The 25463-nt window shown below is 55.4% G+C and carries 24 protein-coding genes; 14 read left to right on the forward strand and 10 right to left on the reverse strand.

Translation table 11 applies throughout. The annotated features are described in order from the left end of the window. Nucleotides 1–71: 71 nt before the first annotated feature. The 3 genes from ansP to K6R05_RS05420 all read left to right on the forward strand — a co-directional run bounded on the left by ansP (nt 72) and on the right by K6R05_RS05420 (nt 3549). Nucleotides 72–1568: an L-asparagine permease gene (gene ansP / locus K6R05_RS05410; RefSeq protein ID WP_161736422.1), complete on the forward strand. Its 1497-nt coding sequence runs from the start codon at nt 72–74 to the stop codon at nt 1566–1568. Between the two features lie 142 nt (nt 1569–1710). After that, nucleotides 1711–2289 carry a GDP-mannose pyrophosphatase NudK gene (nudK, locus tag K6R05_RS05415; RefSeq protein ID WP_161736423.1) on the forward strand — a complete coding sequence of 193 codons (579 nt, stop codon included), beginning with the start codon at nt 1711–1713 and terminating at the stop codon, nt 2287–2289. A 186-nt stretch (nt 2290–2475) separates the two neighbouring features. Further along, nucleotides 2476–3549, forward strand: a complete 1074-nt coding sequence (locus tag K6R05_RS05420) for a DUF1176 domain-containing protein (protein ID WP_222925149.1) — start codon at nt 2476–2478, stop codon at nt 3547–3549. Here the strand turns inward: K6R05_RS05420 and ampH are convergent. The 5 genes from ampH to amiA all read right to left on the reverse strand — a co-directional run bounded on the left by ampH (nt 3546) and on the right by amiA (nt 10184). After that, nucleotides 3546–4709 (reverse strand): D-alanyl-D-alanine-carboxypeptidase/endopeptidase AmpH, encoded by a 1164-nt coding sequence (gene ampH / locus K6R05_RS05425; RefSeq protein ID WP_202605073.1) that lies wholly within the window; start codon nt 4707–4709, stop codon nt 3546–3548. The two genes, K6R05_RS05420 and ampH, sit on opposite strands and share 4 nt — an antisense overlap. Nucleotides 4710–4965: 256 nt before the next feature. Continuing rightward, nucleotides 4966–6966, reverse strand: coding sequence for a transketolase (gene tkt / locus K6R05_RS05430; RefSeq protein WP_222925150.1), 2001 nt, complete (start codon nt 6964–6966; stop codon nt 4966–4968). A 57-nt stretch (nt 6967–7023) separates the two neighbouring features. Further along, nucleotides 7024–7974: a transaldolase gene (gene tal, locus K6R05_RS05435; RefSeq protein WP_013358671.1), complete on the reverse strand. Its 951-nt coding sequence runs from the start codon at nt 7972–7974 to the stop codon at nt 7024–7026. A 346-nt stretch (nt 7975–8320) separates the two neighbouring features. Further along, a complete protein-coding gene (gene hemF / locus K6R05_RS05440; RefSeq protein ID WP_161735143.1) occupies nt 8321–9235 on the reverse strand; it encodes an oxygen-dependent coproporphyrinogen oxidase in 915 nt (304 codons plus the stop codon). 100 nt (nt 9236–9335) lie between these two features. Beyond that, nucleotides 9336–10184, reverse strand: a complete 849-nt coding sequence (gene amiA, locus K6R05_RS05445) for an N-acetylmuramoyl-L-alanine amidase AmiA (RefSeq protein ID WP_222925151.1) — start codon at nt 10182–10184, stop codon at nt 9336–9338. A gap of 207 nt (nt 10185–10391) precedes the next feature. Between amiA and K6R05_RS05450 the strand changes: the two genes are divergently transcribed. The 10 genes from K6R05_RS05450 to K6R05_RS05495 all read left to right on the forward strand — a co-directional run bounded on the left by K6R05_RS05450 (nt 10392) and on the right by K6R05_RS05495 (nt 19166). Beyond that, nucleotides 10392–10817: a GNAT family acetyltransferase gene (locus K6R05_RS05450; protein WP_003848834.1), complete on the forward strand. Its 426-nt coding sequence runs from the start codon at nt 10392–10394 to the stop codon at nt 10815–10817. Then, entirely contained in the window at nt 10807–11274 is a 468-nt protein-coding gene (locus K6R05_RS05455; protein WP_161735137.1) for a DUF2919 family protein, read from the forward strand. Before K6R05_RS05450 ends, K6R05_RS05455 begins: the two co-directional genes overlap by 11 nt. A 65-nt stretch (nt 11275–11339) precedes the next feature. Then, nucleotides 11340–11957: an RpoE-regulated lipoprotein gene (locus tag K6R05_RS05460; RefSeq protein ID WP_222925152.1), complete on the forward strand. Its 618-nt coding sequence runs from the start codon at nt 11340–11342 to the stop codon at nt 11955–11957. Between the two features lie 253 nt (nt 11958–12210). Continuing rightward, nucleotides 12211–13227: a sulfate ABC transporter substrate-binding protein gene (locus tag K6R05_RS05465; protein ID WP_161735132.1), complete on the forward strand. Its 1017-nt coding sequence runs from the start codon at nt 12211–12213 to the stop codon at nt 13225–13227. Beyond that, a complete protein-coding gene (cysT, locus tag K6R05_RS05470) occupies nt 13227–14060 on the forward strand; it encodes a sulfate/thiosulfate ABC transporter permease CysT (RefSeq protein WP_161735129.1) in 834 nt (277 codons plus the stop codon). Before K6R05_RS05465 ends, cysT begins: the two co-directional genes overlap by 1 nt. Beyond that, nucleotides 14060–14935, forward strand: coding sequence for a sulfate/thiosulfate ABC transporter permease CysW (cysW, locus tag K6R05_RS05475; RefSeq protein ID WP_161735126.1), 876 nt, complete (start codon nt 14060–14062; stop codon nt 14933–14935). Before cysT ends, cysW begins: the two co-directional genes overlap by 1 nt. Beyond that, nucleotides 14925–16013: a sulfate/thiosulfate ABC transporter ATP-binding protein CysA gene (gene cysA / locus K6R05_RS05480; protein WP_161735123.1), complete on the forward strand. Its 1089-nt coding sequence runs from the start codon at nt 14925–14927 to the stop codon at nt 16011–16013. Before cysW ends, cysA begins: the two co-directional genes overlap by 11 nt. An 81-nt stretch (nt 16014–16094) precedes the next feature. Next, nucleotides 16095–16979, forward strand: coding sequence for a cysteine synthase CysM (gene cysM, locus K6R05_RS05485; RefSeq protein WP_161735120.1), 885 nt, complete (start codon nt 16095–16097; stop codon nt 16977–16979). 169 nt (nt 16980–17148) lie between these two features. Beyond that, nucleotides 17149–17829: a response regulator transcription factor gene (locus K6R05_RS05490; RefSeq protein WP_222925153.1), complete on the forward strand. Its 681-nt coding sequence runs from the start codon at nt 17149–17151 to the stop codon at nt 17827–17829. Next, entirely contained in the window at nt 17826–19166 is a 1341-nt protein-coding gene (locus K6R05_RS05495) for an ATP-binding protein (protein WP_222925154.1), read from the forward strand. Before K6R05_RS05490 ends, K6R05_RS05495 begins: the two co-directional genes overlap by 4 nt. Before the next feature lie 61 nt (nt 19167–19227). Here the strand turns inward: K6R05_RS05495 and crr are convergent, their stop codons facing one another. From crr to cysZ, 5 genes are all read right to left on the reverse strand, one after another. Then, a complete protein-coding gene (crr, locus tag K6R05_RS05500) occupies nt 19228–19728 on the reverse strand; it encodes a PTS glucose transporter subunit IIA (protein WP_069728735.1) in 501 nt (166 codons plus the stop codon). Between the two features lie 42 nt (nt 19729–19770). Then, entirely contained in the window at nt 19771–21498 is a 1728-nt protein-coding gene (gene ptsI, locus K6R05_RS05505; RefSeq protein ID WP_161735111.1) for a phosphoenolpyruvate-protein phosphotransferase PtsI, read from the reverse strand. A gap of 161 nt (nt 21499–21659) precedes the next feature. Then, nucleotides 21660–21917: a phosphocarrier protein Hpr gene (gene ptsH / locus K6R05_RS05510; protein WP_003848868.1), complete on the reverse strand. Its 258-nt coding sequence runs from the start codon at nt 21915–21917 to the stop codon at nt 21660–21662. Between the two features lie 387 nt (nt 21918–22304). Next, nucleotides 22305–23273: a cysteine synthase A gene (gene cysK, locus K6R05_RS05515; protein WP_033733457.1), complete on the reverse strand. Its 969-nt coding sequence runs from the start codon at nt 23271–23273 to the stop codon at nt 22305–22307. A gap of 141 nt (nt 23274–23414) precedes the next feature. Continuing rightward, nucleotides 23415–24182 carry a sulfate transporter CysZ gene (cysZ, locus tag K6R05_RS05520; RefSeq protein WP_161735108.1) on the reverse strand — a complete coding sequence of 256 codons (768 nt, stop codon included), beginning with the start codon at nt 24180–24182 and terminating at the stop codon, nt 23415–23417. Nucleotides 24183–24400: 218 nt separating this feature from the next. On the opposite strand from cysZ, the gene zipA reads away from it, so the two are divergent. After that, nucleotides 24401–25399, forward strand: coding sequence for a cell division protein ZipA (gene zipA / locus K6R05_RS05525; protein WP_222925155.1), 999 nt, complete (start codon nt 24401–24403; stop codon nt 25397–25399). The last annotated feature ends 64 nt before the right edge of the window (nt 25400–25463 follow it).

Genomic DNA, 25463 nt, shown 5'->3' on the forward strand with positions numbered 1-25463 from the left:
ACCCCATTTCACAGGGCATTACGCCCGAAACGGGGATGCGACGACTGATAGTCAGGACAAACAGGAATGCTATGAAATCTAAAAACAAAACCCCAGGCGAGATGCGCGCTGCGAAACGACGCTGGCTCAACTCTCATGACGCCGGCTACCAGAAGGCGATGGGTAACCGTCACGTACAGATGATTGCGATCGGCGGTGCCATCGGTACCGGTTTGTTCCTGGGCGCAGGTGGCCGTTTGCAGGCTGCTGGCCCCGCTTTAGCCATCATCTATCTGGTGTGTGGCATCTTCTCCTTCTTTATTCTGCGTGCGCTGGGCGAACTGGTATTACACCGTCCCAGCAGCGGCAGCTTCGTCTCCTATGCCCGTGAATTCCTGGGCGAGAAAGCCTCTTATGTGGCGGGCTGGATGTACTTCGTCAACTGGGCGATGACCGGCATCGTTGATATCACCGCCGTCGCGCTCTACATGCACTACTGGGGCGCGTTTGGTGATGTGCCACAGTGGGTCTTCGCCCTGGGCGCGCTGGCGATTGTCGGCACCATGAACATGATTGGCGTTAAGTGGTTTGCCGAGATGGAGTTCTGGTTCGCGCTGGTAAAAGTGCTGGCGATTGTCATCTTCCTGGTGGTGGGCGTGGTATTCCTTGGCACCGGCAAACCGCTGGATGGCAACAGCACCGGCTTCCATCTGATCACCGATAACGGTGGCCTGTTCCCGCACGGTTTACTGCCTGCACTGGTGCTGATTCAGGGCGTAGTGTTCGCCTTTGCCTCTATCGAACTGGTGGGTACGGCGGCCGGCGAATGTAAAGACCCGAAAACCATGCTGCCGAAAGCAATCAACAGCGTGATCTGGCGTATTGGCCTGTTCTATGTCGGCTCTGTGGTGCTGCTGGTGCTGCTGCTGCCATGGAACGCTTATCAGGCGGGTCAGAGTCCGTTCGTGACCTTCTTCTCGAAGCTGGGCGTGCCTTACGTTGGCAGCATCATGAATATCGTAGTGCTGAGTGCGGCGCTTTCCAGCCTGAACTCCGGCCTCTACTCGACCGGGCGTATTCTGCGCTCCATGTCGATGGGTGGCTCTGCGCCGAAATTCATGTCAAAGATGAACAGTCAGCAGGTTCCTTATGCCGGTATTCTGGTGACCGTCGCCGTCTATGTGATTGGTGTGGTGCTTAACTACTATGTGCCTTCTCAGGTGTTTGAGATCGTCCTGAACGTTGCCTCGCTGGGCATTATCTCCTCCTGGGCCTTTATCGTGGTTTGCCAGTTGCGTCTGCGCAAAGCGATCAAAGAGGGCAAGGCGGATGATGTCAGCTTCAAGCTGCCAGGCGCGCCGTTTACCTCGTGGCTGACGCTGCTGTTCCTGTTCAGTGTGCTGGTGCTGATGGCGTTTGACTACCCGAACGGGACGTACACCATCGCCTCCATTCCGCTGATTGCGGTATTACTGGTGCTGGGATGGTTTGGCGTGCGTAAGCGCGTTCACGCCATAGCTGAGACCGAACAGGATCATCACGAAGAAGAGCCTCAGCCGACCCGCCTGGCTGACGACACGTCACGCTGATAAGTTTTGCAGCAATCAGGCCAGCCTCCGGGCTGGCTTTTTTTTGCCCGCAAATCGACACGTTACGACAAGAATTAGGATAGTTTTCCCGTAAGCCCCCCTCTATGATGAAAAGCTCCCTTTATGCGGTAGTGGAGTCCTCATGTCGTTTAAGATCACTATCATCAAAGATAAGCTCCTGTCTGAAAACTGGTTTGTGCTGCGTAACTACACCTATGAGATTACCGATCGTCGTGGCGAGGTTATCCGCCATAAACGCGAAGTCTACGACCGCGGAAATGGGGCGACTATACTGCTCTACAACCGTGAAAAGAACAGCGTGGTCCTGACACGCCAGTTCCGTATTGCGACTTACGTCAACGGTAACGACGACGGCATGTTAATCGAAGCCTGTGCGGGCTTGCTGGACGACGACTCTCCGGAAGATTGCATTCGCAAAGAGGCGATTGAAGAGACCGGTTATGCGGTGGGCGAGGTGGAAAAACTCTATGCCTGCTATATGTCGCCGGGCGGCGTCACTGAATTAATCCACTTTTTTGCAGCGGTTTATAATGAATCGCTGCGCGACAATGCGGGGGGCGGCGTTGAAGATGAGTCGATCGACGTGCTGGAATTAAGCTTTCCGGATGCGCTGGCAATGGTCGCTGAGGGTCGCATTCGTGACGGCAAAACCATCATGCTGCTTCAGCATGCACAGATTGCGGGCTGGCTGACGCCATAAAACCGTGCCAGTAAGCCTGTTGCCGCGTGCCGGCATTGAGGGAGAGTGGTGAGAGTTAATCCACTTTATGTGCGCTTTTTAAGCAGTTAACTGCGCTTTTTGCACAGGTTCACAGATTGTAAACCCTGGCAGGCCCGTTGATGCGCTATTCTCTCCACTCTGGGTATTCGGGGATCGATCTTCTTAATGTCGTATTGGATGAAATCGTTTTGGCTGTTGCCGTCTCTGTGGGTTGCCTCTGTTCAGGCGGAACCGTTGCAAAAGTCATTCAACGACTGGCAAATTACCTGTAACAATGAAGCCTTTTGCGTGGCGCGGAATATTCCGGGGGACAAAGGGCTGGTGATGACGATTTCGCGGCATGCGGGCGTCAACGATCGCCCCTTGCTCCGAATAGACTATGGCAGCGCCTACAGTGGTGCGCTGCCGGGTGGCCCGCTACAGGATAACCTGCTGCTCGATCAGCGCCGGCTTAAACCCGACCTCAAACACTGGACGGTAGAGCCGCATCATCTCGCCACCAGCAATGCTATCGCCATTGATGAATTTTTTGATCTGGTGATGGAGGCCAAAAACCTGCAGCTCACTTTTGATCCCAATGCGCTGATCTCCCTGCGCGGCATGAAGGCCGCGCTGTTGCTGATGGATGACACTCAGGGACGGGTCAACAGTATGAGCGCGTGGATTAAACGTGGCGACAGGGCCATCTGGGATGTCCCGCCACCGCCTGCACTGCCGCCGCTGCCGCCTGCGGTCAGGTCACCCGCTGCACTGACGCGCGATGAGACCAGCGGATTAATTGACTACGGCACCTGGCGGGTTAATACCGACGCCTGCTCACTCGATCCGCTGCGCCGTGAAGTCAGCGTGGCGCCACTTACCGACCAGCGCGCGCTGCTGCTGGTGAGTTGTGAAATGGGTGCATATAACGTGATCGATCTGGCGTTTGAAGTGACACGCAGTCCGCCCTATGTGGCGCGTGGGATCACCCTGACTCTGCCGTTCACCCCGCCAGGCGCCAGCGATCGTCAGCTTGAGCTGATTAACGCCGAATATGACGCGGCCAGCGGTCAGCTCTACACGTTTGGTAAGGGCCGTGGATTAGGCGACTGCGGCAGGGCGACACGCTGGCAATTTGATGGCACACATTTTGTATTAGCGGAATATGCGGAAGAGTCGACCTGTGATGCCTGGCATAGCAGTGATGACTGGCCAACCCTGTGGGTCAGCCAGTCTGACGGTGGCGTACAGCAGCGTTAACGAATGACCTGCACCATCATCGGTGAGCCAAGCTGGTTGCCGACCAGTTCGGCCAGCATATTATTCACACCGTCGCTCATCGGCGTAAAGCGGGTCAGCGGCGAACGCGTCACCACCACAAAAACCCCCACGTTATGCTGCGGCACCATCGCCATATAGGTGATGAATCCGCCGCCGCCGCCGGTTTTCTGAATGATACCGGGACGACCACTTTTCGGTCCCATGTAGACCCAGCCCATGCCCAGCGCATCCGCTTTACCCGGCACATCCATGCCTTCGACTTTAGTGAGCTGGTCGCGGCGATAGATCAGCGTCTGCAGGCGATCGATCTGCGGCGTGCGATGGTTAACCGACGAGTTCAGGAACTGCTGCATCCAGCGGCCCATATCATCCGGTGTTGAGTAAACCCCGCCGCTGCCAATCGCGGCCAGCGTGTTATTACACGGACTGGCCCCTTTTTCGGCCACCATCAGGCGTCCGCACTGCTCAGGCGATGGCGTAAACGTGGTGTCCTTCATGCCGAGCGGACGGGTAATCAGCTGCTGAAACAACGCCGGATAGGGTGTTCCACTGGCACGTGACAGCGCATCGCCCAGCAGATCGTAGCCCAGGTTGGAATAGGCGGCACTGCTGCCTGGTGCGGCTTTGAGGTTCGCGCGCGCCAGCCATGCCCAGCGTTCGCTCTTCGTTGGCCAGACAAACACCGGACGCTGCGCTTTGCCGCCTGGCTGCTCGCGCGGCAGTCCACTGGTGTGGGTTGAGAGATTAATCAGGCGAATCGGCTGGCCATTGTAAGTGGGCACCCGTGCACCCGGGGGCGCATATTTACTCAGGGGATCGTCAAGGCGAATCTGTCCGCGCTCAGCCATTTTTACCATTACTTCACTGGTCATCAGCTTACTCAGCGAGGCGATGCGAATCAGCGAATCTTTCTGCGGACGGACATTGTTGCCGGGACGGGTTTCACCAAAGCTGGCGAACACCCGCTGATTGCCATCAATTGCCACCAGTGCCATGCCGGTTGCACCGCTGCCGTAAAAGATATGTTCCGCATAGCGATCAACAATCTGAGAGGCCAGCAGCGGATCGGGCGCGACCTGCGCCATGCTTTTTAATGGAAGCAGTGAAACCATCAGGGCCAGTAAATAGGGTGTGCGCATGTTCAACGGAAGTGGCTTCGCTATAAAATCGGAGGAAATCTGCCTTCACTCATCGGGATGCATCAGGTCCGAACCGCGTTATCCCGGCAAAACAACAGCAGGGAAAGACGGACAGCCAGCGCACAGGCAGCATTAAGTATGACGGCTCTATAGTAATGAGTTTGCGCAGGGCGGGAAGGGGGGAATGGAGTTTTTTTTATGTATCAGGCTATATGTGGAAATGGCCCTTCCCGGTGAGCCGGGAAGGGCATAAGCATTAAACTGGCTTGAGTAATGCTTCAGCGTGGCTGACGATATTCTCAACCGTGAAGCCAAACTCCGGGAACAGCTGACTGGCCGGGGCGGATTCACCAAAGGTGGTCATACCGACAATCGCACCGTCCAGACCGACATACTTGAACCAGTAGTCCGCAATACCCGCTTCTACCGCCACACGCGCTTTCACGCCGCTCGGCAGTACGGATTCGCGGTAAGCAGCATCCTGCGCATCAAACAGGTCAGTTGAAGGCAGTGAAACCACCCGCACCTTGTGACCGCCTGACGTGAGCTTATCCGCTGCACCCAGGGTGATCTCAATCTCTGAACCGGTCGCGATAAGAATCACGTCTGGTGTACCGTCGCAATCCTTCAGCACGTAGCCGCCGCGTTTGATGTTTTCGATCTGCTCCGGGGTACGTTCCGGCTGCAGCAGATTCTGACGCGAAAGGATTAGCGCTGTCGGGCCGTGATGACGTTCGACGGCGGCTTTCCACGCTACAGCCGTTTCGACCTGATCGCACGGACGCCATACGCTCATGTTTGGCGTCAGACGCAGGCTGGCGATCTGCTCTACCGGCTGGTGCGTCGGGCCATCTTCACCCAGACCGATGGAGTCATGGGTGTAGACCAGAATCTGGCGTGCCTTCATCAGTGCAGCCATACGCGCGGCGTTACGCGCATATTCGACAAACATCAGGAAGGTTGCGGTGTAAGGCACGAAACCACCATGATGCGCGATACCGTTGCCAATTGCCGTCATACCAAATTCACGCACGCCGTAGTGAATGTAGTTACCCGCAAGATCCTCTTTGATCGATTTAGAGCCTGACCAGATGGTGAGGTTACTCGGCGCCAGGTCAGCGGAACCGCCAAGGAATTCCGGCAGCATTTTGCCGTAGGCTTCCAGTGAGTTCTGAGATGCTTTACGGCTGGCGATTTTCTGCGGATTAGCCTGCAGATCCTGGATGAAGCGGGTCGCTTCGGTTTCCCATGTGGCAGGCATTTCGCCATTCATACGGCGCTCATACTCTTTCGCCAGCTCGGGATGGGCCTCTTTATAAGCCGCAAACTTCGCATCCCAGGCTTTTTCGCGTTCAGCACCCGCTGCTTTGGCATCCCACTGCTGGTAGATTTCAGCCGGGATTTCAAATGCCGGATAGTTCCAGCCAAGCTGTTTACGGGTCAGCGCCACTTCGGCCTCGCCCAGCGCTGCGCCGTGCGATTCCTCTTTACCGGCTTTGTTCGGTGAACCGAAACCGATAATGGTGCGGCAGATAATCAGTGAAGGCTTATCGGTGACGCTCTGCGCTTCTTTGATCGCCTCGCGGATAGCATCAGCGTCATGGCCGTCGATGTCGCCGATCACATGCCAGTTATATGACTCAAAGCGTTTATGCGTATCGTCGGTAAACCAGCCTTCGGTTTCGCCATCAATCGAGATGCCGTTGTGGTCATAGAAGCCGATCAGTTTGCCCAGACCCAGGGTGCCCGCCAGAGAACAGACTTCGTGCGAGATCCCTTCCATCAGACAGCCATCGCCCATAAACACATAGGTATGGTGGTCAACGATTTCATGGTCCGGACGGTTAAACTGTGCAGCCAGCGTGCGCTCAGCAATCGCCAGGCCTACGGCATTAGCCAGACCCTGACCCAGTGGGCCGGTGGTGGTTTCAACGCCAGGCGTATAACCGATCTCCGGGTGGCCTGGGGTCTTAGAGTGCAGCTGACGGAAATTTTTCAGTTCTTCAATCGGCAGGTCATAACCGCTCAGGTGCAGCAGGCTATAAAGCAGCATGGAGCCGTGGCCGTTGGAGAGGATAAAGCGGTCACGATCAAGCCAGGCGGGATTGGTCGGATTATGCTGGAGGAAGTCGCGCCACAACACTTCGGCGATATCGGCCATACCCATCGGCGCACCGGGGTGGCCTGAATTTGCCTTCTGAACCGCATCCATGCTCAGTGCACGAATCGCGTTTGCCAACTCTCTGCGTGAGGACATAAAGTTCTCCCTTGTTATGCATCAGGGCGGGAACGTCCCGCCCGATTAAAATAAAGACTACAGGCGTGCGGCGAGCACATCTTCCAGCTTCTGCTGGTCAACCGCGAACTGGCGGATGCCGTCAGAGAGTTTTTCGACTGCCATTGGATCCTGGTTATGTTCCCAGCGGAACTCCGCCTCGGAGAGCGGTGACGGCTGATGGAAGCCTTCGGTAGAAGGTTCCAGTTTTCGTTCCAGCGGCGCATCGCTGTTCTGCAGCTCTTCCAGCAGGTTCGGCGACAGCGTCAGGCGATCGCAGCCGGCCAGCGCGATAATCTGCTCCACTTTACGGAAGCTGGCGCCCATGATGATGGTGCTGTAACGGTGCTTTTTGTAGTAGTCATAGATACGACGCACAGATTTTACGCCTGGATCTTCATCCGCCACGTAGGGTTCCAGTGGCTTGCGTGAGTTATACCAGTCGTAGATACGGCCAACGAACGGAGAGATCAGGAACACGCCCGCTTCGGCACAGGCACGCGCCTGCGCAAAGGAGAACAGCAGCGTCAGATTACAGTGGATGCCGTTTTTCTCCAGCTCTTCCGCTGCACGGATGCCTTCCCAGGTCGAGGCCAGCTTAATCAGTACGCGTGAGCGATCGATGCCATGCTCTTCATACATCCGAATCAGTTTTTCTGCTTTGGTGACACACATGCCACGATCGAAGGAGAGGCGCGCATCCACTTCGGTCGAAACACGGCCCGGTATGCTTTTCAGGATTTCCATACCGAGGTTGATCGCCACTTTGTCGCTTGCATTGATAATCTGCGTCTCTTTGCTGCCGCCCTGTTTTTTCGCGTACTCAATCGCGTCATCCATCAGGTGCTTATACCCTTCCAGACCGGACGCTTTCAGAATAAGTGAAGGGTTGGTGGTGGCGTCTTCCGGGTGGTAATTACGAATCGATTCGATATCACCACTGTCCGCCACCACGGTGGTGAACTGTTTTAGGGCTTCTAGCTGGTTCATCTCTAAACTCCTTGAAAAGAAAAATGAAAGCGAACAGGGTGCACCTCAGGCCTCGCAGCCGGTCTGTGGCATGTTCTGCTACCGGTAACGCGAACCCATAACATTGCAACAGAGACTTTCTGATGAAAATGCGGTTTCTCTGATTGTTGCGCTGCGAGGCGGTGAGAAGGAGCCGTCATGCGGTTTTTACCGTGGGGTGCGCCATATTCCATCCTTAAGCATAGCAGTCAGGACAAATGACGCAGGTAACACTGTAGCAATCTGTGCCCTGTGAAACGGAACGGGTCTGTCGGGAGAAAGGTAAGCGCAGCGCGGGTTGCGGGCCGCGCTGCAGCGGGAGAAGCGATCAGATCGGGAGGTTCAGCCAGTTTTTTACCGGCAGGAAATCGCGATAGAGCGCAGCTTCAGGAGAGTCGGCATCGGGCTGATAATCATATTCCCAGCGCACCAGCGGTGGCATCGACATCAGAATCGATTCCGTACGGCCGCCGGTCTGCAAACCAAACAGCGTGCCACGGTCCCACACTAGGTTGAACTCCACATAGCGACCACGGCGGTAGAGCTGGAACTGGCGCTCACGATCGCCCCACGGGTGATCTTTACGGCGCGCCACAATGGGCCGATAGGCATCCATAAAGCCGCGGCCTACTGCCTGCATAAAGCTGAAGCTCTGCTCAAAGTCGGGCGTGTTGAGATCGTCAAAAAAGAGGCCGCCAATGCCGCGCTGCTCATCACGATGCTTCAGATAGAAGTAATCATCACACCACTTTTTATAGCGCGGATAGACATCCTCGCCAAAGGGCTGACAGAGATTAGCGGCTGTCTGATGCCAGTGCAGCGCATCTTCTTCAAAGCCATAAAACGGCGTCAGGTCAAAGCCGCCGCCAAACCACCAGACCGGATCGGCCCCCGGTTTCTCTGCGATAAAAAAGCGCACGTTGGCGTGGCTGGTCGGCACATAGGGATTATTCGGGTGGATCACCAGCGACACGCCCATCGCTTCAAAGCTGCGACCGGCCAGCTCAGGCCGGTGCGCGGTCGCTGATGCCGGCATCTGATCGCCATGCACATGCGAAAAGTTGACGCCCGCCTGCTCAAACACCGCGCCGTTGCGCAGGACGCGGCTCTGACCACCGCCGCCGCCAGGGCGCTGCCAGCTATCTTCAGCAAACTGTGCGCCGCCATCTTCAGCCGCCAGCTGGTTACAAATCTCATCCTGCAATGCGAGCAGGAACGCTTTTACGCGGGAAATATCAGCCATCTTTTCGCTTATCGTTTATCAAAGTCTGACGCGATTATACGCAAAAGCGCGCCGCTTGTATGGGCGCGGCGCGTTGCACGACGCAAACCGGCCAGATGAATCAGGCATTGCGGCGGTCAAACTCATCGAAGTAGTTGACGATGCCGCTGGCAATAGCCGAAGCAATTTTCTGGCGAAATGCGATGGTGCCGAGCAACTGCTCTTCACGTGGATTGGTAATAAAAGAGGTTTCGACCAGCACTGAGGGAATCGACGGTGACTTGAGCACCGCGAAGGCCGCCTGCTCGGTGTGCTGGCTGTGCAGATGGTGCACCGGGCGGATCTGATCCAGCACGTGCTTGCCCAGTGTCAGGCTGTTCTTGATGGTGTCGGTCTGTACCAGGTCGAACAGAATCTGCTGCAGATAGTGATCCTGCTGCTGAGCTTTTACGCCGCCCAGTTTGTCCGCATCGTTCTCCCGCTGTGAGAGATAACGTGCCATCGAGCTGCTGGCACCACGGTTAGAGAGCGCAAATACCGAGGCGCCACTGGCATCGGGGCTGGTAAAACCGTCGGCATGAATCGACATAAAAAGATCGGCACCGTGCTGGTGGGCGATTTCCACCCGCTGATAAAGCGGAATAAAGTGATCACTGTCGCGCGTCAGTCGCACTTCAATGCGCGGATGGCTCTGCAGCTGGCGCTGCACGTTACCGGCAATCTCCAGCACGATGTGTTTCTCTTCAGAACCCTCTTCGCCAACGGCACCCGAGTCGATGCCACCGTGGCCGGGATCGATCATTACAATACGTTTACCGTTTTTCGCGGGCGGGGCAGGGCGTGCATGACGATTTGCCCCGGTAATGCCCGACTGCTCTTTAGCCTGAATCGCACGCGGCGATAAAATGGCCAGAGCCAGCCCGGAAAGAAGTAACTGACGACGATGAATCAAACGTTTAAGCAGCTGCATGTACGGGTCCGGTAACAGGAATCTTGCCGGTGTTATAGCCTAAGGCTATGTTGCCTGCGATCACAGAACCATTTCAGGGCATTACTTTGTATTGCAGGTCGCGAACAGAAAATTCGCGCTTTTTTATTTTCCGCCGGCCATCGAGGGTTGCGTGCAGCAGAGAATGCGTGATAATCAGCAAATTGTGCTTATCTGCAGGTAATTAAGATGGAAATCCGCGCCTTCCGCCAGGAAGATTTTGAAGAAGTGATCACCTTATGGGAACGTTGCGATTTGTTACGGCCATGGAACGATCCGGAGCTGGATATCGAACGCAAAATGAATCACGACCCCGATCTCTTTCTGGTCGCTGAAGTGGGCGGCGTGGTCGTTGGCACGCTGATGGGCGGTTACGATGGTCATCGCGGCGCGGCTTACTATCTCGCGGTGCATCCAGACTATCAGGGGCGCGGCTTTGCGAATGCCCTGATGAATCGTCTGGAGAAGAAGCTTATCGCGCGCGGCTGTCCGAAACTGCATCTGATGATCCGCGAAGAAAACGATCAGGTGGTGGCGTTCTATGAGAAGCTCGATTATGAGCCGGTCGACGCGCTACTGTTTGGTAAACGTCTGATCGAAGACCGTGAATACTAAGCCGTCACCGGGCTATCTGCCGGACGAGTATGACGCCAGAGGGCAGCTGCGGCTGCCGTTTCTTTTTTGGCTGATCCTGTTACTCCAGGCGCGGACCTGGCTGCTGCTGGTGATGGCCGGGGCGTCACGGCAGCAGGGCAACGACCTGCTGGCACTCTTCTATCCGGATCGTCAGACGTTCTGGATCGGTCTTGCGCTGGGTTTACCGGCACTGGCGGGCCTGCTGCTGACCGGATATCGCACCCGCCTGCCGCGACTCTGGCAGCACTGGCGCAGCGTGCTGGCGCTGTCGCTGCTGGTGAATCTGCTCTGGCAGGGCTGGCAGTTTGTGCAGGGCGATCTGCTCACCTCACCGCTGCCATTGCTGCTGACGTTGTTTGACCTGCTGGCGCTGATCTGGCTGCAATCCAGCCGCCGCTGTCGCGACTGCTTTCTGCCCGAACATCATCTTCACTAAACTTTTTGTCGCTTTGCGACTCCAATCAGTTCCGCCTTTCCGGCATCGCATTTACAGGAGTTCTCATGAAAGCTGTTCGTTCCACGCTACTGATCGCCGCCGTTGTACTAAGCGGCTGTGCCAGTTCGGGTTCCGGCGCTGACAGCAGCCAGCAGGCAAGCTGGTGGAATCCGCTGACTTATCACTGGTCTTCGGCGCTGCCGTGGAACTGGTTCGGTTCCTCGCTGACCGCGACTGAACAGGGGGTGGGCGGGGTAACTGCCTCGACCGCCATGAAAGAGGACGCGATTAATGCCGGACTGAACGGTGACTATAGCCTGCGTCAGGGCATGCGCAGTCAGAACGGTCAGGTGGTCTCTTTCTGGCAGGCGCTGGATGATGGCAACGTTAAGCTGGTGATTTACGGGCAGTCGCAGGTCGAACGTATTGAGGTGATGGACAGTGCGATTGCCAGCAGTGACGGCAGTAAAGTGGGAGACGCCTTCAGTAATAAGTTCAGCAAAGCCTTCGACAACTGCACCTTAGCCAGCGGCACCGATGCGCGTGACGTGGCGTGCCGTGCGCCAGGCAGTCAGCATCTGACCTATATCTATCAGGGTGACTGGCACGGTCCGGAGGGCTTAATGCCCTCTGACGATACGCTGAAAAGCTGGAAAATCAGCAAGATTGTCTGGCAGCGTTAATCCTTTTCTTCAGCGTGCTGCCCCTCAGGCAGCCGCTGACGCCTCTTAAAACTCCTGCCCGCACGGGCTGCCCGCGGTTCCGCTCCTCTATCGGCTTTTGCTGATTTCTGCATAAACTCTGCCGTCGTCTTATGCTTTTTTCGACTTTGAAATCATCAAACGATATATAAAACCGTTACTGGTTTTCACTGAGTTATAAATAAACTGATGCCTCAGCGGGTGAGATCCGCATCAAACTTTTTCAGGGTGCCAAATGACATTACAAGCGATGAGAAAAATCGTGAGCGGTATCGCGTTGTCGCTGAGCCTGGCCGGCGCAGCCAATGCCACTGAACTTCTTAATAGCTCATACGATGTGTCGCGGGAGCTGTTTGTTGCCCTGAATGCTCCGTTTGTTAAACAGTGGGATGCCAGTCACCCCGCGGATCCACTGACCATTAAGATGTCGCACGCCGGTTCATCGAAGCAGGCGCTGGCTATCCTGCAGGGCCTGCGCGCAGATGTGGTCACGTACAACCAGGTAACAGATGTGCAGGTGCTGCACGATAAAGGCAATCTCATTGCGGCAGACTGGAAAGGCCGCCTGCCGAACAACAGCTCGCCTTTCTATTCCACCATGGCGTTTCTGGTGCGCAAAGGGAACCCAAAGCAGATTCACGACTGGTCAGATTTGACCCGCAGCGATGTGAAGCTGATTTTCCCGAACCCGAAAACCTCGGGTAATGGCCGCTATACCTACCTGGCCGCCTGGGGCGCAACAGACAAAGCGGACGGCGGCGATCAGGCTAAAACCCGTGCCTTTATGACGCAGTTCCTGAAAAACGTGGAAGTATTTGATACCGGCGGTCGCGGCGCGACCACCACCTTTGCTGAGCGCGGCCTGGGCGACGTACTGATTAGCTTTGAGTCCGAAGTGAATAACATCCGCAACCAGTATGGTAAAGATGAATACGAAGTGGTGGTGCCGAAAACCAACATTCTGGCGGAGTTTCCGGTGGCATGGGTGGATAAGAACGTCGCGACAAATAAAACCGCTGATGCGGCCAGCGCCTACCTGAACTATCTCTACACGCCAGAAGCGCAGAATATTATTACTCACTACTATTATCGTGTGAATAACCCACAGCTGATGGCGGAGCAGAAAGATCGCTTCCCGCAGACCAGCCTGTTCCGGGTCGAAGATGCCTTTGGCGGCTGGGATAAGGTGATGCAGACGCATTTCGTCAGCGGCGGTGAGCTGGATAAATTGTTATCGGCGGGGCGTGGATAATGTTTGCTGCCAGCCAGAAACGCGTGTTGCCCGGCTTTGGTCTCAGCCTCGGCACCAGCCTGCTCTTTACCTGTCTGATCCTGCTGCTGCCGATCAGCGCGGTGATTATGCAGCTGTCGCAGATGACGCTGCAACAGTACTGGGATGTCGTGACCAACCCTCAGCTGGTGGCCGCCTATAAAGTGACGCTGCTCTCTGCCGGTGTCGCCTCCCTGTTTAACGCGGTGTTCGGCATGCTGATGGCATGGATCCTGACCCGCTATCGTTTTCCAGGCCGGACACTGCTGGATGGCCTGATGGATCTGCCGTTTGCATTGCCTACGGCGGTGGCGGGCCTGACCCTGGCCGGACTCTTTTCGGTTAACGGCTGGTACGGACAGTGGTTCGCTCAGTTCGACATCAAAATTTCTTACACCTGGATTGGTATCGCCATTGCCATGGCCTTTACCAGCATTCCGTTTGTGGTGCGTACCGTGCAGCCGGTGCTGGAAGAGTTAGGTCCGGAGTATGAAGAAGCCGCCGAAACGCTGGGTGCCACGCCGTGGCAGAGCTTCCGCCGCGTCGTGCTGCCGGAAGTGGCACCGGCGCTGCTGGCCGGTACGGCGCTCTCCTTTACCCGCAGCCTGGGTGAGTTTGGTGCGGTGATCTTTATTGCCGGTAACATCGCCTGGAAAACGGAAGTCACCTCGCTGATGATTTTTGTCCGGCTGCAGGAGTTCGACTATCCGGCAGCCAGCGCTATCGCCTCGGTGATCCTGGCGGCATCGCTGATTCTGCTATTCGCGATTAATACATTGCAGAGCCGCTTTGGCCGTCGTCTGGGAGGTCACTAATGGCTGAGGTTTCACAAATTAATCATGCTGCGCGTCAGCCTGTAAACTGGGGCAAGTGGCTGCTGATTAGTATCGGCACGCTGATCTCGATTCTGCTGCTGGTGGTGCCGATGGCCTCCATCTTCTGGGAAGCGCTGAATCAGGGGCTCATTGTCGCTCTCAGCAATCTGGCGGATCCGGACATGCTGCACGCCATCTGGCTGACCGTGATGGTGGCGCTGATCACCGTACCGGTTAACCTTGTGTTCGGCACGCTGCTCGCCTGGCTGGTGACGCGCTTTACCTTTCCGGGCCGGCAGTTGCTGCTGACCCTGTTTGATATTCCTTTTGCCGTGTCGCCCGTCGTAGCCGGTCTGATGTATCTGCTGTTCTGGGGCGTGAATGGCCCGGCAGGCGGCTGGCTGGATGCGCATAACATCCAGATTATGTTTGCCTGGCCTGGTATGGTGCTGGCGACGGTGTTTGTGACCTGTCCGTTTGTGGTGCGCGAACTGGTCCCGGTGATGCTGAGTCAGGGCAGTCATGAAGATGAAGCGGCGGTGCTGTTAGGCGCGTCAGGCTGGCAGATGTTCCGTCGTGTGACGCTGCCGAACATTCGCTGGGCGCTGCTGTATGGCATCGTCCTGACCAACGCCCGTGCGATTGGTGAATTTGGTGCGGTTTCGGTGGTATCGGGATCGATTCGCGGTGAAACCTACACATTACCGCTTCAGGTTGAATTGTTGCATCAGGACTACAACACCGTTGGCGCGTTCACCGCGGCCGCCCTGTTAACCCTGATGGCAATTGTGACGCTGTTTCTGAAAAGCATTGTGCAGTGGCGTTTAGAGCAACAGCACAAACGCCTGCAACAGGAGGGAAATCATGAGCATTGAGATTAACAAGATCAACAAGTCCTTTGGTCGCACCTCGGTGCTGAACGATATCTCTCTGGATATTGCCTCAGGTGAAATGGTGGCGCTGCTTGGCCCATCAGGCTCGGGTAAAACCACGCTGCTGCGCATTATTGCCGGGCTGGAGCATCAGAACAGCGGTCAGATCCGTTTTCATGGCAACGACGTCAGCCGCCTGCATGCGCGCGATCGTCAGGTTGGTTTCGTCTTCCAGCACTATGCGCTGTTCCGTCACATGACGGTGTTCGACAACATCGCCTTTGGCCTGACCGTGCTGCCGCGTCGCGAACGTCCTTCAGCGGCGGAGATCAAGCAGCGTGTAACCCGTCTGCTGGAGATGGTGCAGCTGGCCCATCTGGCAAACCGCTTTCCTGCACAGCTGTCGGGCGGTCAGAAGCAGCGTGTGGCGCTGGCGCGTGCATTAGCGGTTGAACCGCAGATTCTGCTGCTGGATGAACCTTTTGGCGCGCTGGATGCTCAGGTGCGTAAAGAGCTGCGCCGCTGGCTGCGTCAACTGCATGAAGAGATTAAATTCACCAGCGTGTTCGTGACCCACGATCAGGAAGAGGCGATGGAGGTCGCGGATCGCGTCGTGGTGATGAGTCAGGGAAATATTGAACAGGTTGGCACGCCAGATGATGTATGGCGCGATCCGGCGACCCGCTTTGTGCTGGAGTTCCTGGGTGAAGTGAATCGCTTTGATGGCGAAATTCAGGGATCGCAGTTCCACGTCGGCGCGCATCACTGGCCGCTGGGTTATACCTCAGCTCATCAGGGCGCGGTTGAGCTATTCCTGCGTCCGTGGGAAATCGATGTATCACGTCGCAGCAGCCTGGAAACGCCGCTGCCGGTGCAGGTGCTTGAAGTCAGCCCGCGTGGTCACTTCTGGCAGCTGGTGGTTCAGCCTGTCGGCTGGCAGAGCGAGCCGGTTTCAGTGGTGTTTGAAGGTGAGCAGACAGCCCCGATTCGCGGCGAGCGCCTGTTCGTCGGGTTGCAGCAGGCGCGCCTCTATAAAGGCGATACGCCGCTGCGTGCAGTTGCCTTTGCACAGAGCGCCTGATATTTTCTCATCCACAGCGGGCGGGAGTGTGACTCCCGCCTTTTTTTCGCCTCTCGTTTGTAAGATGCCAGGAACCGCACCGTGACGACTCTTGAACACACCATCGGCAATACCCCGCTGATTAAGCTGCAGCGCCTGACGCCAGCTAACGGTAGTGAGGTCTGGCTCAAGCTGGAAGGCAATAATCCGGCGGGCTCGGTAAAAGATCGCGCGGCCTGGTCGATGATTAATCAGGCGGAGCTGCGCGGTGAACTTTCACCCGGCGATCAGCTGATTGAAGCAACCAGTGGGAATACCGGCATTGCGCTGGCGATGATCGCGGCGATGAAAGGCTACCGACTTCGCCTGCTGATGCCGGACAACATGAGTCAGGAGCGACAGGATGCGATGCGTGCTTATGGCGCAGAGCTGATTCTGGTGCCGCGACAGCAGGGCATGGAGGGTGCACGCGATCTGGCACTGGCGATGGCGGCGCGTGGTGAAGGCCGGGTGCTGGATCAGTTTAATAATCCCGATAACCCGCTGGGTCACTATCAGACTACCGGGCCGGAGTTGTGGCAGCAGTCGAACCAGCGCATGACCCATTTTATCTCCAGCATGGGTACCACCGGCACGATCACCGGCGTGGGACGTTACCTGAAAGAGCACAACACGGGCGTGCAGGTGATCGGTTTACAGCCGAGTGAAGGCAGCAGTATTCCGGGCATTCGTCGCTGGCCGCTGGCCTATCTTCCGGGGATCTACCGGCCCGACTTAGTGGATGATGTGATGGATATGACGCAGAAAGAAGCGGAAGAGACCATGCGGGCGCTGGCGCGCCGTGAAGGCATTTTCTGCGGTGTCAGCTCAGGCGGTGCGGTGGCGGGTGCACTGCGTATTGCGCAGGCGAACCCGGGCAGCGTCGTGGTAGCGATCGCCTGCGATCGCGGCGATCGTTATCTCTCGACCGGACTCTATCATCAGTAACCTCTGCTGATGCGGAAATCAAGCCTGTGCGCGCGTTTGCTGCCCACAGGCTTTTTTTTAGCCAGGATTTCCCGTGCCGGATAGACTGAATCTGTAAGGATCGCGTAAATCAGGCTGCGCGAATGCCCGGCACAGGACAAAATAGCGCCAATTCCAGTGAGAGATAACCATGAAAATTTTGCTTGTTGATGATGATGTCGAATTGGGCACGATGCTAAGCCAGTACCTGATCGCTGAAGGGTTCGATGCCCAGCTGGTGCTGACCGGCAGCGCCGGAATTCAGGGCGCGCGCTCTGGCGATTTCACTGCCATGATTCTGGATATTATGCTGCCCGACATGAGTGGCATCGATGTGTTGCGTCAGGTGCGCCAGAACAGCCGGATACCGGTGATCATGCTGACTGCCAAAGGCGATAATATTGATCGCGTGATCGGCCTTGAGATGGGGGCGGATGACTATATGCCTAAACCCTGTTATCCCCGTGAACTGGTCGCCCGCCTGCGCGCGGTATTGCGCCGTTTCGAGGAGCAGGTACCGCAGCCGGATGCCAAAGAGCCGCTGCGCTGGGGAGGCCTGACGCTTAATCCTGCCACCCGCATGAGTGAATGGCAGGGTAAAACATTTGATCTGACAGCATCAGAATTTAATCTGCTGGATTTGCTGCTGCGCGCGCCGGACAGGGTCGTGTCAAAAGATGAGCTCTCTGAAAAGGGGCTGGGCCGTCCGCGTGAAGCCTATGACCGCAGCGTTGATGTGCACATCAGCAACATCCGTCAGAAACTCAGCGCACTGACCGCTGACAGCATCAATATCGAAACTGTTCGCAGCATCGGTTACCGTATTCGATGAAACAGAGTTACCGCGGACGCATGTTCTGGAAGATCTTTATCGGCTTCTGGCTTGTTTTTATCATCATGAGCCAGCTTATCTGGCTCGGTTTTTCGCTCTCCGGTAAACGGCATGAACCGCCTGAAATTATGGCTATCCGTCGCATTGTGGATCTGCAGATGACCTCTGCTGCATCGGTACTGGAGCGGGGCGGGCCTGATGAGCTGAATGCGATGCTGTCGGACTGGGATGAAACTGATCGTCAGTTCTTTCACGTCACGCAGCAGACTAAACCGCTACAATCACAGGACAGCGGCAACCTGGATTTCAGGGGCCGTCTTCCTGAAGAGGTGGTGCGCCGGGTACACTGCGCGGATGGAAAAGAATATCAGCTGCGCTACGACCTGGATGGCATGCGCATGAACAGCAAACAGAACATGATGCCGCGGAAATTTCTGAATATCCCCGAGCCGATGTTTGTCTTCGCCGGGTCGGTGGGGTTGCTGTTCAGTCTGCTGCTGGCCTGGAATCTGACGCGGCCCATGCGTCAGTTGAGGGAGGGATTTTCCCGCGTCGCCGAGGGTGATTTAAGCGTGCGTCTGTTCCCGATTATGCGAAAGCGGCACGACGAGATTTCAAATGTCGCTGAAGCGTTTGATGCCATGGTTGAGCGGCTTGATACCCTGGTGCGCGCCCGTGAAGAGCTGCTGCACGATATCTCACATGAGCTTCGTTCACCACTGGCGCGGCTGCAACTGGCGACCGGACTCGCCAGACAGACGCCAGAAAGCGTAAACAGTTCGCTTGATCGCATTGATGAAGAGGCGCGGCGGCTGGACAAAATGATCGGTGAACTGCTGACGCTGTCGCGAGCTGAACATGAAAGCATCCCGGATGAGCAATATTTTGACCTGACCGGTTTGCTGGAGGCGGTCATCACCGATGTCCGCTATGAAGCACAGATCCCTGGTGTACAGGTGGAGTTAAAGGTTGACGAGCGGGGCGACTACACCGTGCGGGGCAATGCGGAGCTGATACGGCGCGGGATCGAGAACGTCTTACGCAACGCGCTGCGCTTCTCTTTGCCAGGGCAGCGGATTGAGGTCGACTTACGCGCTGAACAGCAGTGGCTGGCGATTCAGGTACGCGATCAGGGGCCAGGTGTCGATGAGGAGAAACTCTCCAGCATTTTTGACCCGTTTGTGCGGGTAAATTCGCCGCTGATGGGTAAAGGTTATGGTCTGGGACTGGCTATTGTGCGTAAAGTGGTGCTGGCGCATCATGGTGAAGTTGAGGCGCGGAACCGGCCAGAGGGCGGACTTGAACTGACGCTGCGTCTGCCGCACTGGCAGCCCTGAAAACCTGTACCGCAGAAACGATAACGGCACCCGCAGGTGCCGTTATGTTATATACGAATGCTTACTTTTTGATGCGAATCACCGGCGTTTCGCCGACGGTGACCTGACCAGACAGCTTAATCAATTCCTTGATTTCATCCATGTTGGAGATGACAACCGGTGTCAGGGTTGATTTTGCTTTCTCTTCCAGCAACGGCAGATCGAACTCAATAACCACGTCGCCTTTTTTGACCTTCTGGCCTTCTTCAGCGATGCGTTTGAAGCCTTCACCTTTCAGTTCAACCGTATCGATACCAAAATGGACGAACAGCTCAATGCCGTTGTCTGATTCGATCGAAAAAGCGTGATTGGTTTCAAAAATCTTGCCGATAGTGCCATCAACAGGCGCAACCATTTTGTTGCCGCTGGGTTTGATCGCAATACCGTCGCCCACGATTTTTTCTGCAAACACCACATCTGGTACGTCTTCAATGTTCACGATTTCGCCCGACAGAGGCGCTACGATGTCGATTGTCCCAGCGCTATCCGTTTTTTCGCCAAAAAGTTTAGAAAACAAACCCATGATCTTCTCCTAAGCAGTAATTTGGGGCCAGCATCATGCAGGTTAGCAGAGCGTTTTTTCCTTAATGAACTTGTTAACCAGGTTCATTAAGTCTTCCGCTGTCGGTTGAGCCAGTGCCTGCTCTGCCAATGCCTTCGCATCTTCAAAATTAGTATTACGAATGATTTTTTTGATGCCAGGGATAGAAATGGCACTCATGCTGAACTCGTCCAGCCCCATTCCCAGTAACAGTAGTGTAGCACGTTCATCACCTGCCAGCTCACCACACATGCCGGTCCATTTACCTTCAGCGTGAGATGCATCAATGACTTGCTTGATTAAGTTAAGCACAGACGGCGTCATTGGGTTGTACAGGTGCGAGATCAAATCATTACCACGATCGACCGCCAGAGTATACTGCGTCAGATCGTTTGTCCCAATACTGAAGAAGTCGACTTCTTTCGCCAGATGATGGGCAATGACGGCTGAAGCCGGGGTCTCTACCATGATGCCGACTTCAATGCTTTCATCAAAGGCTTTACCTTCATCACGCAACTGCGCTTTCAGCAGTTCCAGTTCCGCTTTCAGGCTGCGTACTTCTTCAACCGAAATGATCATCGGGAACATGATGCGCAGTTTACCGAAGGAGGAGGCGCGCAGGATGGCACGCAGCTGTGCATGCAGAATCTCTTTGCGGTCCATCGCGATACGGATAGCACGCCAGCCGAGGAACGGGTTCTCTTCTTTTGGCAGGTTCATGTAAGGCAGATCTTTGTCACCGCCGATATCCATGGTGCGCACGATAACCGCCTGTGAGCCCATCGCTTCAGCAACGGCTTTATACGCCTGGAACTGCTCTTCTTCACTTGGGAGAGAGTCGCGATCCATGAACAGGAATTCGGTGCGGTAGAGACCTACGCCTTCCGCGCCGTTACGCTCCGCACCGGCGATATCGCGCACAGTACCGATGTTGGCACAGACTTCAACCTGATGGCCATCCAGCGTCACGGCTGGCAGATCTTTCAGCTTGGCTAATTCATGTTTTTCGGACAGATACTGATTCTGTACGGCTTTCAGTTCTTCCTGAATCGCTTCGGAAGGATTGACGTGAATCGCATTGTTAACGCCATCCAGGATCAGGAAATCGCCGTTTTTAACCGTGACGGTTACATTGCCGGTGCCGACAATGGCCGGGATTTCCAGCGAGCGCGCCATGATTGAGGTATGTGAGGTACGGCCGCCCAGATCAGTGATAAAGCCCAGCACCTTTTTCAGGTTCAGCTGTGCGGTTTCTGACGGCGTTAAATCTTTGGCCACCAGAATAGATTCGTCCGGAATAGCGCTCAGGTCGACGATGTGCAGACCGAGGATGTTTTGCAGCAGACGCTTACCGATGTCACGCACGTCAGCCGCACGCTCTTTCAGATATTCGTCATCTAATTCTTCCAGTGCTTTCGCCTGGCCATCAATGACCGAGTAAGCAGCAGCGTCAGCAGTCGCGTGATCTTTTTTGATCAGGTCGATGATTTCCTGCTCCAGCTCTTCATCTTCCAGCAACATGATGTGGCCTTCGAAGATGGCTGCTTTCTCTTCACCGAGGGTTTCACCCGCTTTGACGCGAATCGCTTCCAGTTGTAATGCCGCTTTGCTGCGGCCATCGAGGAAGCGCTGAACTTCCTGCTCAACCTGATCATCAGAAATTTTCTTGCGGTTGATGACGATCTCGTCTTCTTTCAGCAGCAGTGCTTTGCCGAAAGCGATACCTGGTGATGCTAAAATGCCTGAAATCATAACGCTACCTTTTAATCACGATGGCTGATGGGACTCTTTGCGGTGCCATTGTCGCGGGACACGTACTCTACGAAAGCAATAACGCGGACAGGTTGTCCGCGATCAAGATGTTTGCACTCAATGGCGCAGAGGAGTCGATTGGCTGGCGAGCTGAGCGGAGATTACTCCAGTTCAGCCATCAGTTTGACCAGATGCTCAACTGCTTTCTGTTCGTCTTCACCTTCCGCGGAAAGAGTCACAACCGTTCCCTGGGTTAAACCCAGCGTCTGCAGTTTGAACAGGCTTTTCGCGCTCGCTGATTTGCCGTTAGAGGTCACGGTGATTTCTGACTGGAAAGCTTTGGCTTCTTTAACGAATTGCGCAGCTGGGCGAGTATGCAGACCGTTTGGTGCAGTAATGGTAACTTCTTGCTGGAACATTCTATTTCCCCAACGTTATCAGGATGAGTGTTATGGATCTAAAGTCTAGCCTGGAGCCTTCACTTTAGCCTGTGTAGGTGCGCGGGTATAGCTTCATGCTGACCAAAGACGCGCATGCGTCAAATCTACAATCCGTTGCGTCTCAAAACCGATTCTACACGTCACCGGTTAATTATGCCGTGATTCGCCGTTTCACTGAATCCGTAAATCGATTCAGCTTGATCCACTTCAAGCGCGGATTAATTTCAGGCATCGAAATAATTGGCAGTCTGAATACCAGATCGGCATCACTGAAATCAATCTGCCGGGTGATGAAAGTGAGATCTGCACCACAAAAAAGCACCCAGATGGGTGCTTTTTTCGACATTTTCAGACTATCGGCTCCGGCTACTGCAGCTCTTTTTCAGTGAAGAGATCGGCGAACAGCGCGGTACTCAGATAGCGTTCGCCAGAGGAGGGCAGAATCACCACGATGTTTTTGTTGGCGAAGGTTTCGTCTTCCTGCAGCTTCAGCGCGGCGGCGACAGCAGCACCGGATGAGATACCGGCCAGGATACCTTCTTCTTCCATCAGCCTGCGCGCCGTGCTGATCGCTTCTTCATTGGTAATGGCCACCACGCGGTCAACCAGGTTCAGTTCCAGATTGCCCGGAATAAAGCCGGCACCAATACCCTGAATTTTATGCGGGCCGGGTTTGATCTCTTCACCCGCCAGCGCCTGCGCAATCACTGGCGAATCGGTCGGCTCAACCGCGACAGTAATCAGATCTTTTTTGCCTTTGGTGTTTTTGATGTAGCGACTCACGCCGGTCAGCGTTCCGCCTGTGCCGACACCCGCAATAAAGACATCCACTTCGCCATCGGTATCTTCCCAGATTTCCGGGCCGGTGGTCTTTTCATGGATTTCCGGGTTAGCCGGGTTGCTGAACTGCTGCAGCAGCACATATTTGTCCGGGTCGCTGGCGACAATCTCTTCCGCTTTGCCGATGGCACCTTTCATGCCTTTAGCACCTTCGGTCAGAACCAGCTTCGCGCCCAGCGCTTTCAGCAGTTTACGACGTTCAACCGACATGGTTTCGGGCATGGTCAGCGTGAGTTTATAACCGCGCGCAGCGGCAACGTAGGCCAGGGCGATACCGGTGTTACCGCTGGTCGGTTCAACCAGCTCAATGCCGGGTTTCAGAATACCGCGTTTCTCTGCGTCCCAAATCATATTGGCACCGATACGACATTTGATGCTGAAGCTCGGGTTACGGGATTCAACTTTCGCAAGAATGCGGCCGTTACCGATGCGGTTCAGTCGAACCAGCGGCGTATGACCAATTGTCAAAGAGTTGTCTTCATAGATCTTACTCATAGCCTGCCCTTAACTGTATGAATTATTGGGAACCCTATGAGCATACCTGTTCTGCCAGGGGGCGGAAGGAAAGAAATCGTATATCTATATGTCCCCCGGCAATAAGCCCTGCAAAAAAGAGCATAAGGCGCGCTGATAAGTTTAACGCACCTCACTGCGCGCCAGCTGCGGTCGGTAGCGATCGACCCACATGGCGGTGGCACCGCAAACGGCAACCGGCATAATCACGAGGTTCAGAATCGGAATCATCGTGAACAGGCTGGTGAGTGCGCCAAACTGCATATTGGCTGTTTTGTGCCGACGCAGGGCGTTTCGCATTTGCTGAAACGGCACTTTGTGGTTGTCAAACGGATAGTCGCAATACTGGATGGATAACATCCAGGCACTGAACAGGAACCACAGCACCGGGGCAACCGTCTGACCAAAGCCAGGAATAAAGTAGAGCAGCAACAGTCCCAGCGCGCGGGGCAGGTAATAGCCCAGTTTTTGCATCTCGCGCTTCATGATGCGCGGCACATCTTTAAGCATTCCTGCCCAGCCGCTGTCGGGCAGAGGCTTACCGGTCAGGCGTCCTTCGAGCTGCTCGGCCAGCAGACCGCAGAAAGGGGCGGCAATCAGGTTTGCCAGCGTCGAGAAGAAGTAGCTGAACACCAACACAATCGCAATCACCGACAGCGGCCACAACAGATAGCTCAGCCACTGCAGCCAATCCGGAATATGGGCCATCAGGCGCGGGATCCAGTCACCGAGACGATAAAACAGCCAGACGAATGCGCCACCGAGCATGATCATGTTAATCAGCAGTGGCATCACTACAAAGCGGCGAATGCCAGGCAGACGGACCAGTTTCCAGCCCTGGCTAAAGTAGTGCATGCCGTTAAAATCTGAGACCGAATTCTCAAGGGCCATAAAGCCATTTCTCCTGAAAGTGTTGAGGCGCGCCCACTATAACCTGGCTTTTTTTCCAGTCCAGGTGCCGTTTGGGTAAAAAAACAGCGAAAAAGCGTGGGTTGCCTATCTTATTTGTCAGAAAATAGTGCACAGACTTGCACTTGTGTAGCAGGGCAAATACAGTTAGAGGATAAAGTTTGCCGCGGTGGCAAGGTATTGGAACAACAGAGAATACAATGATGCAGGATTTGCGTCTGATATTAATCGTTGTTGGCGCGATCGCCATTATAGCGCTCCTTCTTCACGGGCTGTGGACCAGCCGTAAAGAGCGTTCGTCAGTGTTCCGCGATCGCCCGCACAAACGTCTGAAACAACGTGAAGAACATGATGAGCAGGACCTGATTGACGACGAAGACGACGGCGTCGGCGAGGTTCGCGTTCGTTCTGATCGCAGCACACATCAGGAACCGCGATTCGATGAGATTCGTGAGCCACAGCCAGAAGCGCCGCGTAAGCAAGCGCCTGCTGAGCCTGTGCGTCAGCCTGCGCCACGACCCGCACCGCAACCTGAACCAGAAAGCGATCCGCTTTTCAACACGGCACCGCAGCCTGCTCCGCAGCCGCGCTCTGAACCGGCTCGTCAGCAGCCAGCGCCGACTTTTGTCGCGCCGCCAGTCCAGGCTGACCCGCTGCTGGATCTCGATCCGCTGGAATCTGTCCAGCCCGCTCCGCAGTACCAGGCTGAACCTGAGCCACAGCCTGAAGTGACACCGGCTCCCGCGCCTGCACAGCCTGCAGCGAAAGCGCCAGCGGAAAAACCGAAAGAAGCGGTACTGGTACTGCATGTTGCAGCCCATTCGGGCGGTGAGCTGAACGGTGAGGCATTACTGCAGGGTATCCTGCAGGCGGGCTTCCAGTTTGGTGAAATGAACATTTTCCATCGTCATCTGAGTCCGGCAGGCAGCGGGCCGGTTCTGTTCAGTCTGGCTAACATGGTTAAGCCGGGCTCGTTCAACCCTGACCTGATGACCGATTTCAGCACGCCAGGCATCTCTATCTTTATGATGGTGCCTTCTTATGGTGATGCGAATCAGAACTTCAAGCTGATGCTGCAGTCGGCACAGCGTATCGCTGACGACGTTGGCGGTGTCGTGCTGGATGATGAGCGTCGTATGATGACGCCGCAGAAGCTGGAAACCTACAAAGCGCGTATTCGCGATGTGGTTGGTGTCTGAGCTCTGCGCTAACCGCTATCTGAATTGTTAAAACAAACCCCCGCCTGTCGGGGGTTTTTTATCT

Source organism: Pantoea alfalfae, from assembly GCF_019880205.1.
GTDB classification, from domain to species: Bacteria; Pseudomonadota; Gammaproteobacteria; order Enterobacterales; family Enterobacteriaceae; genus Pantoea; species Pantoea alfalfae.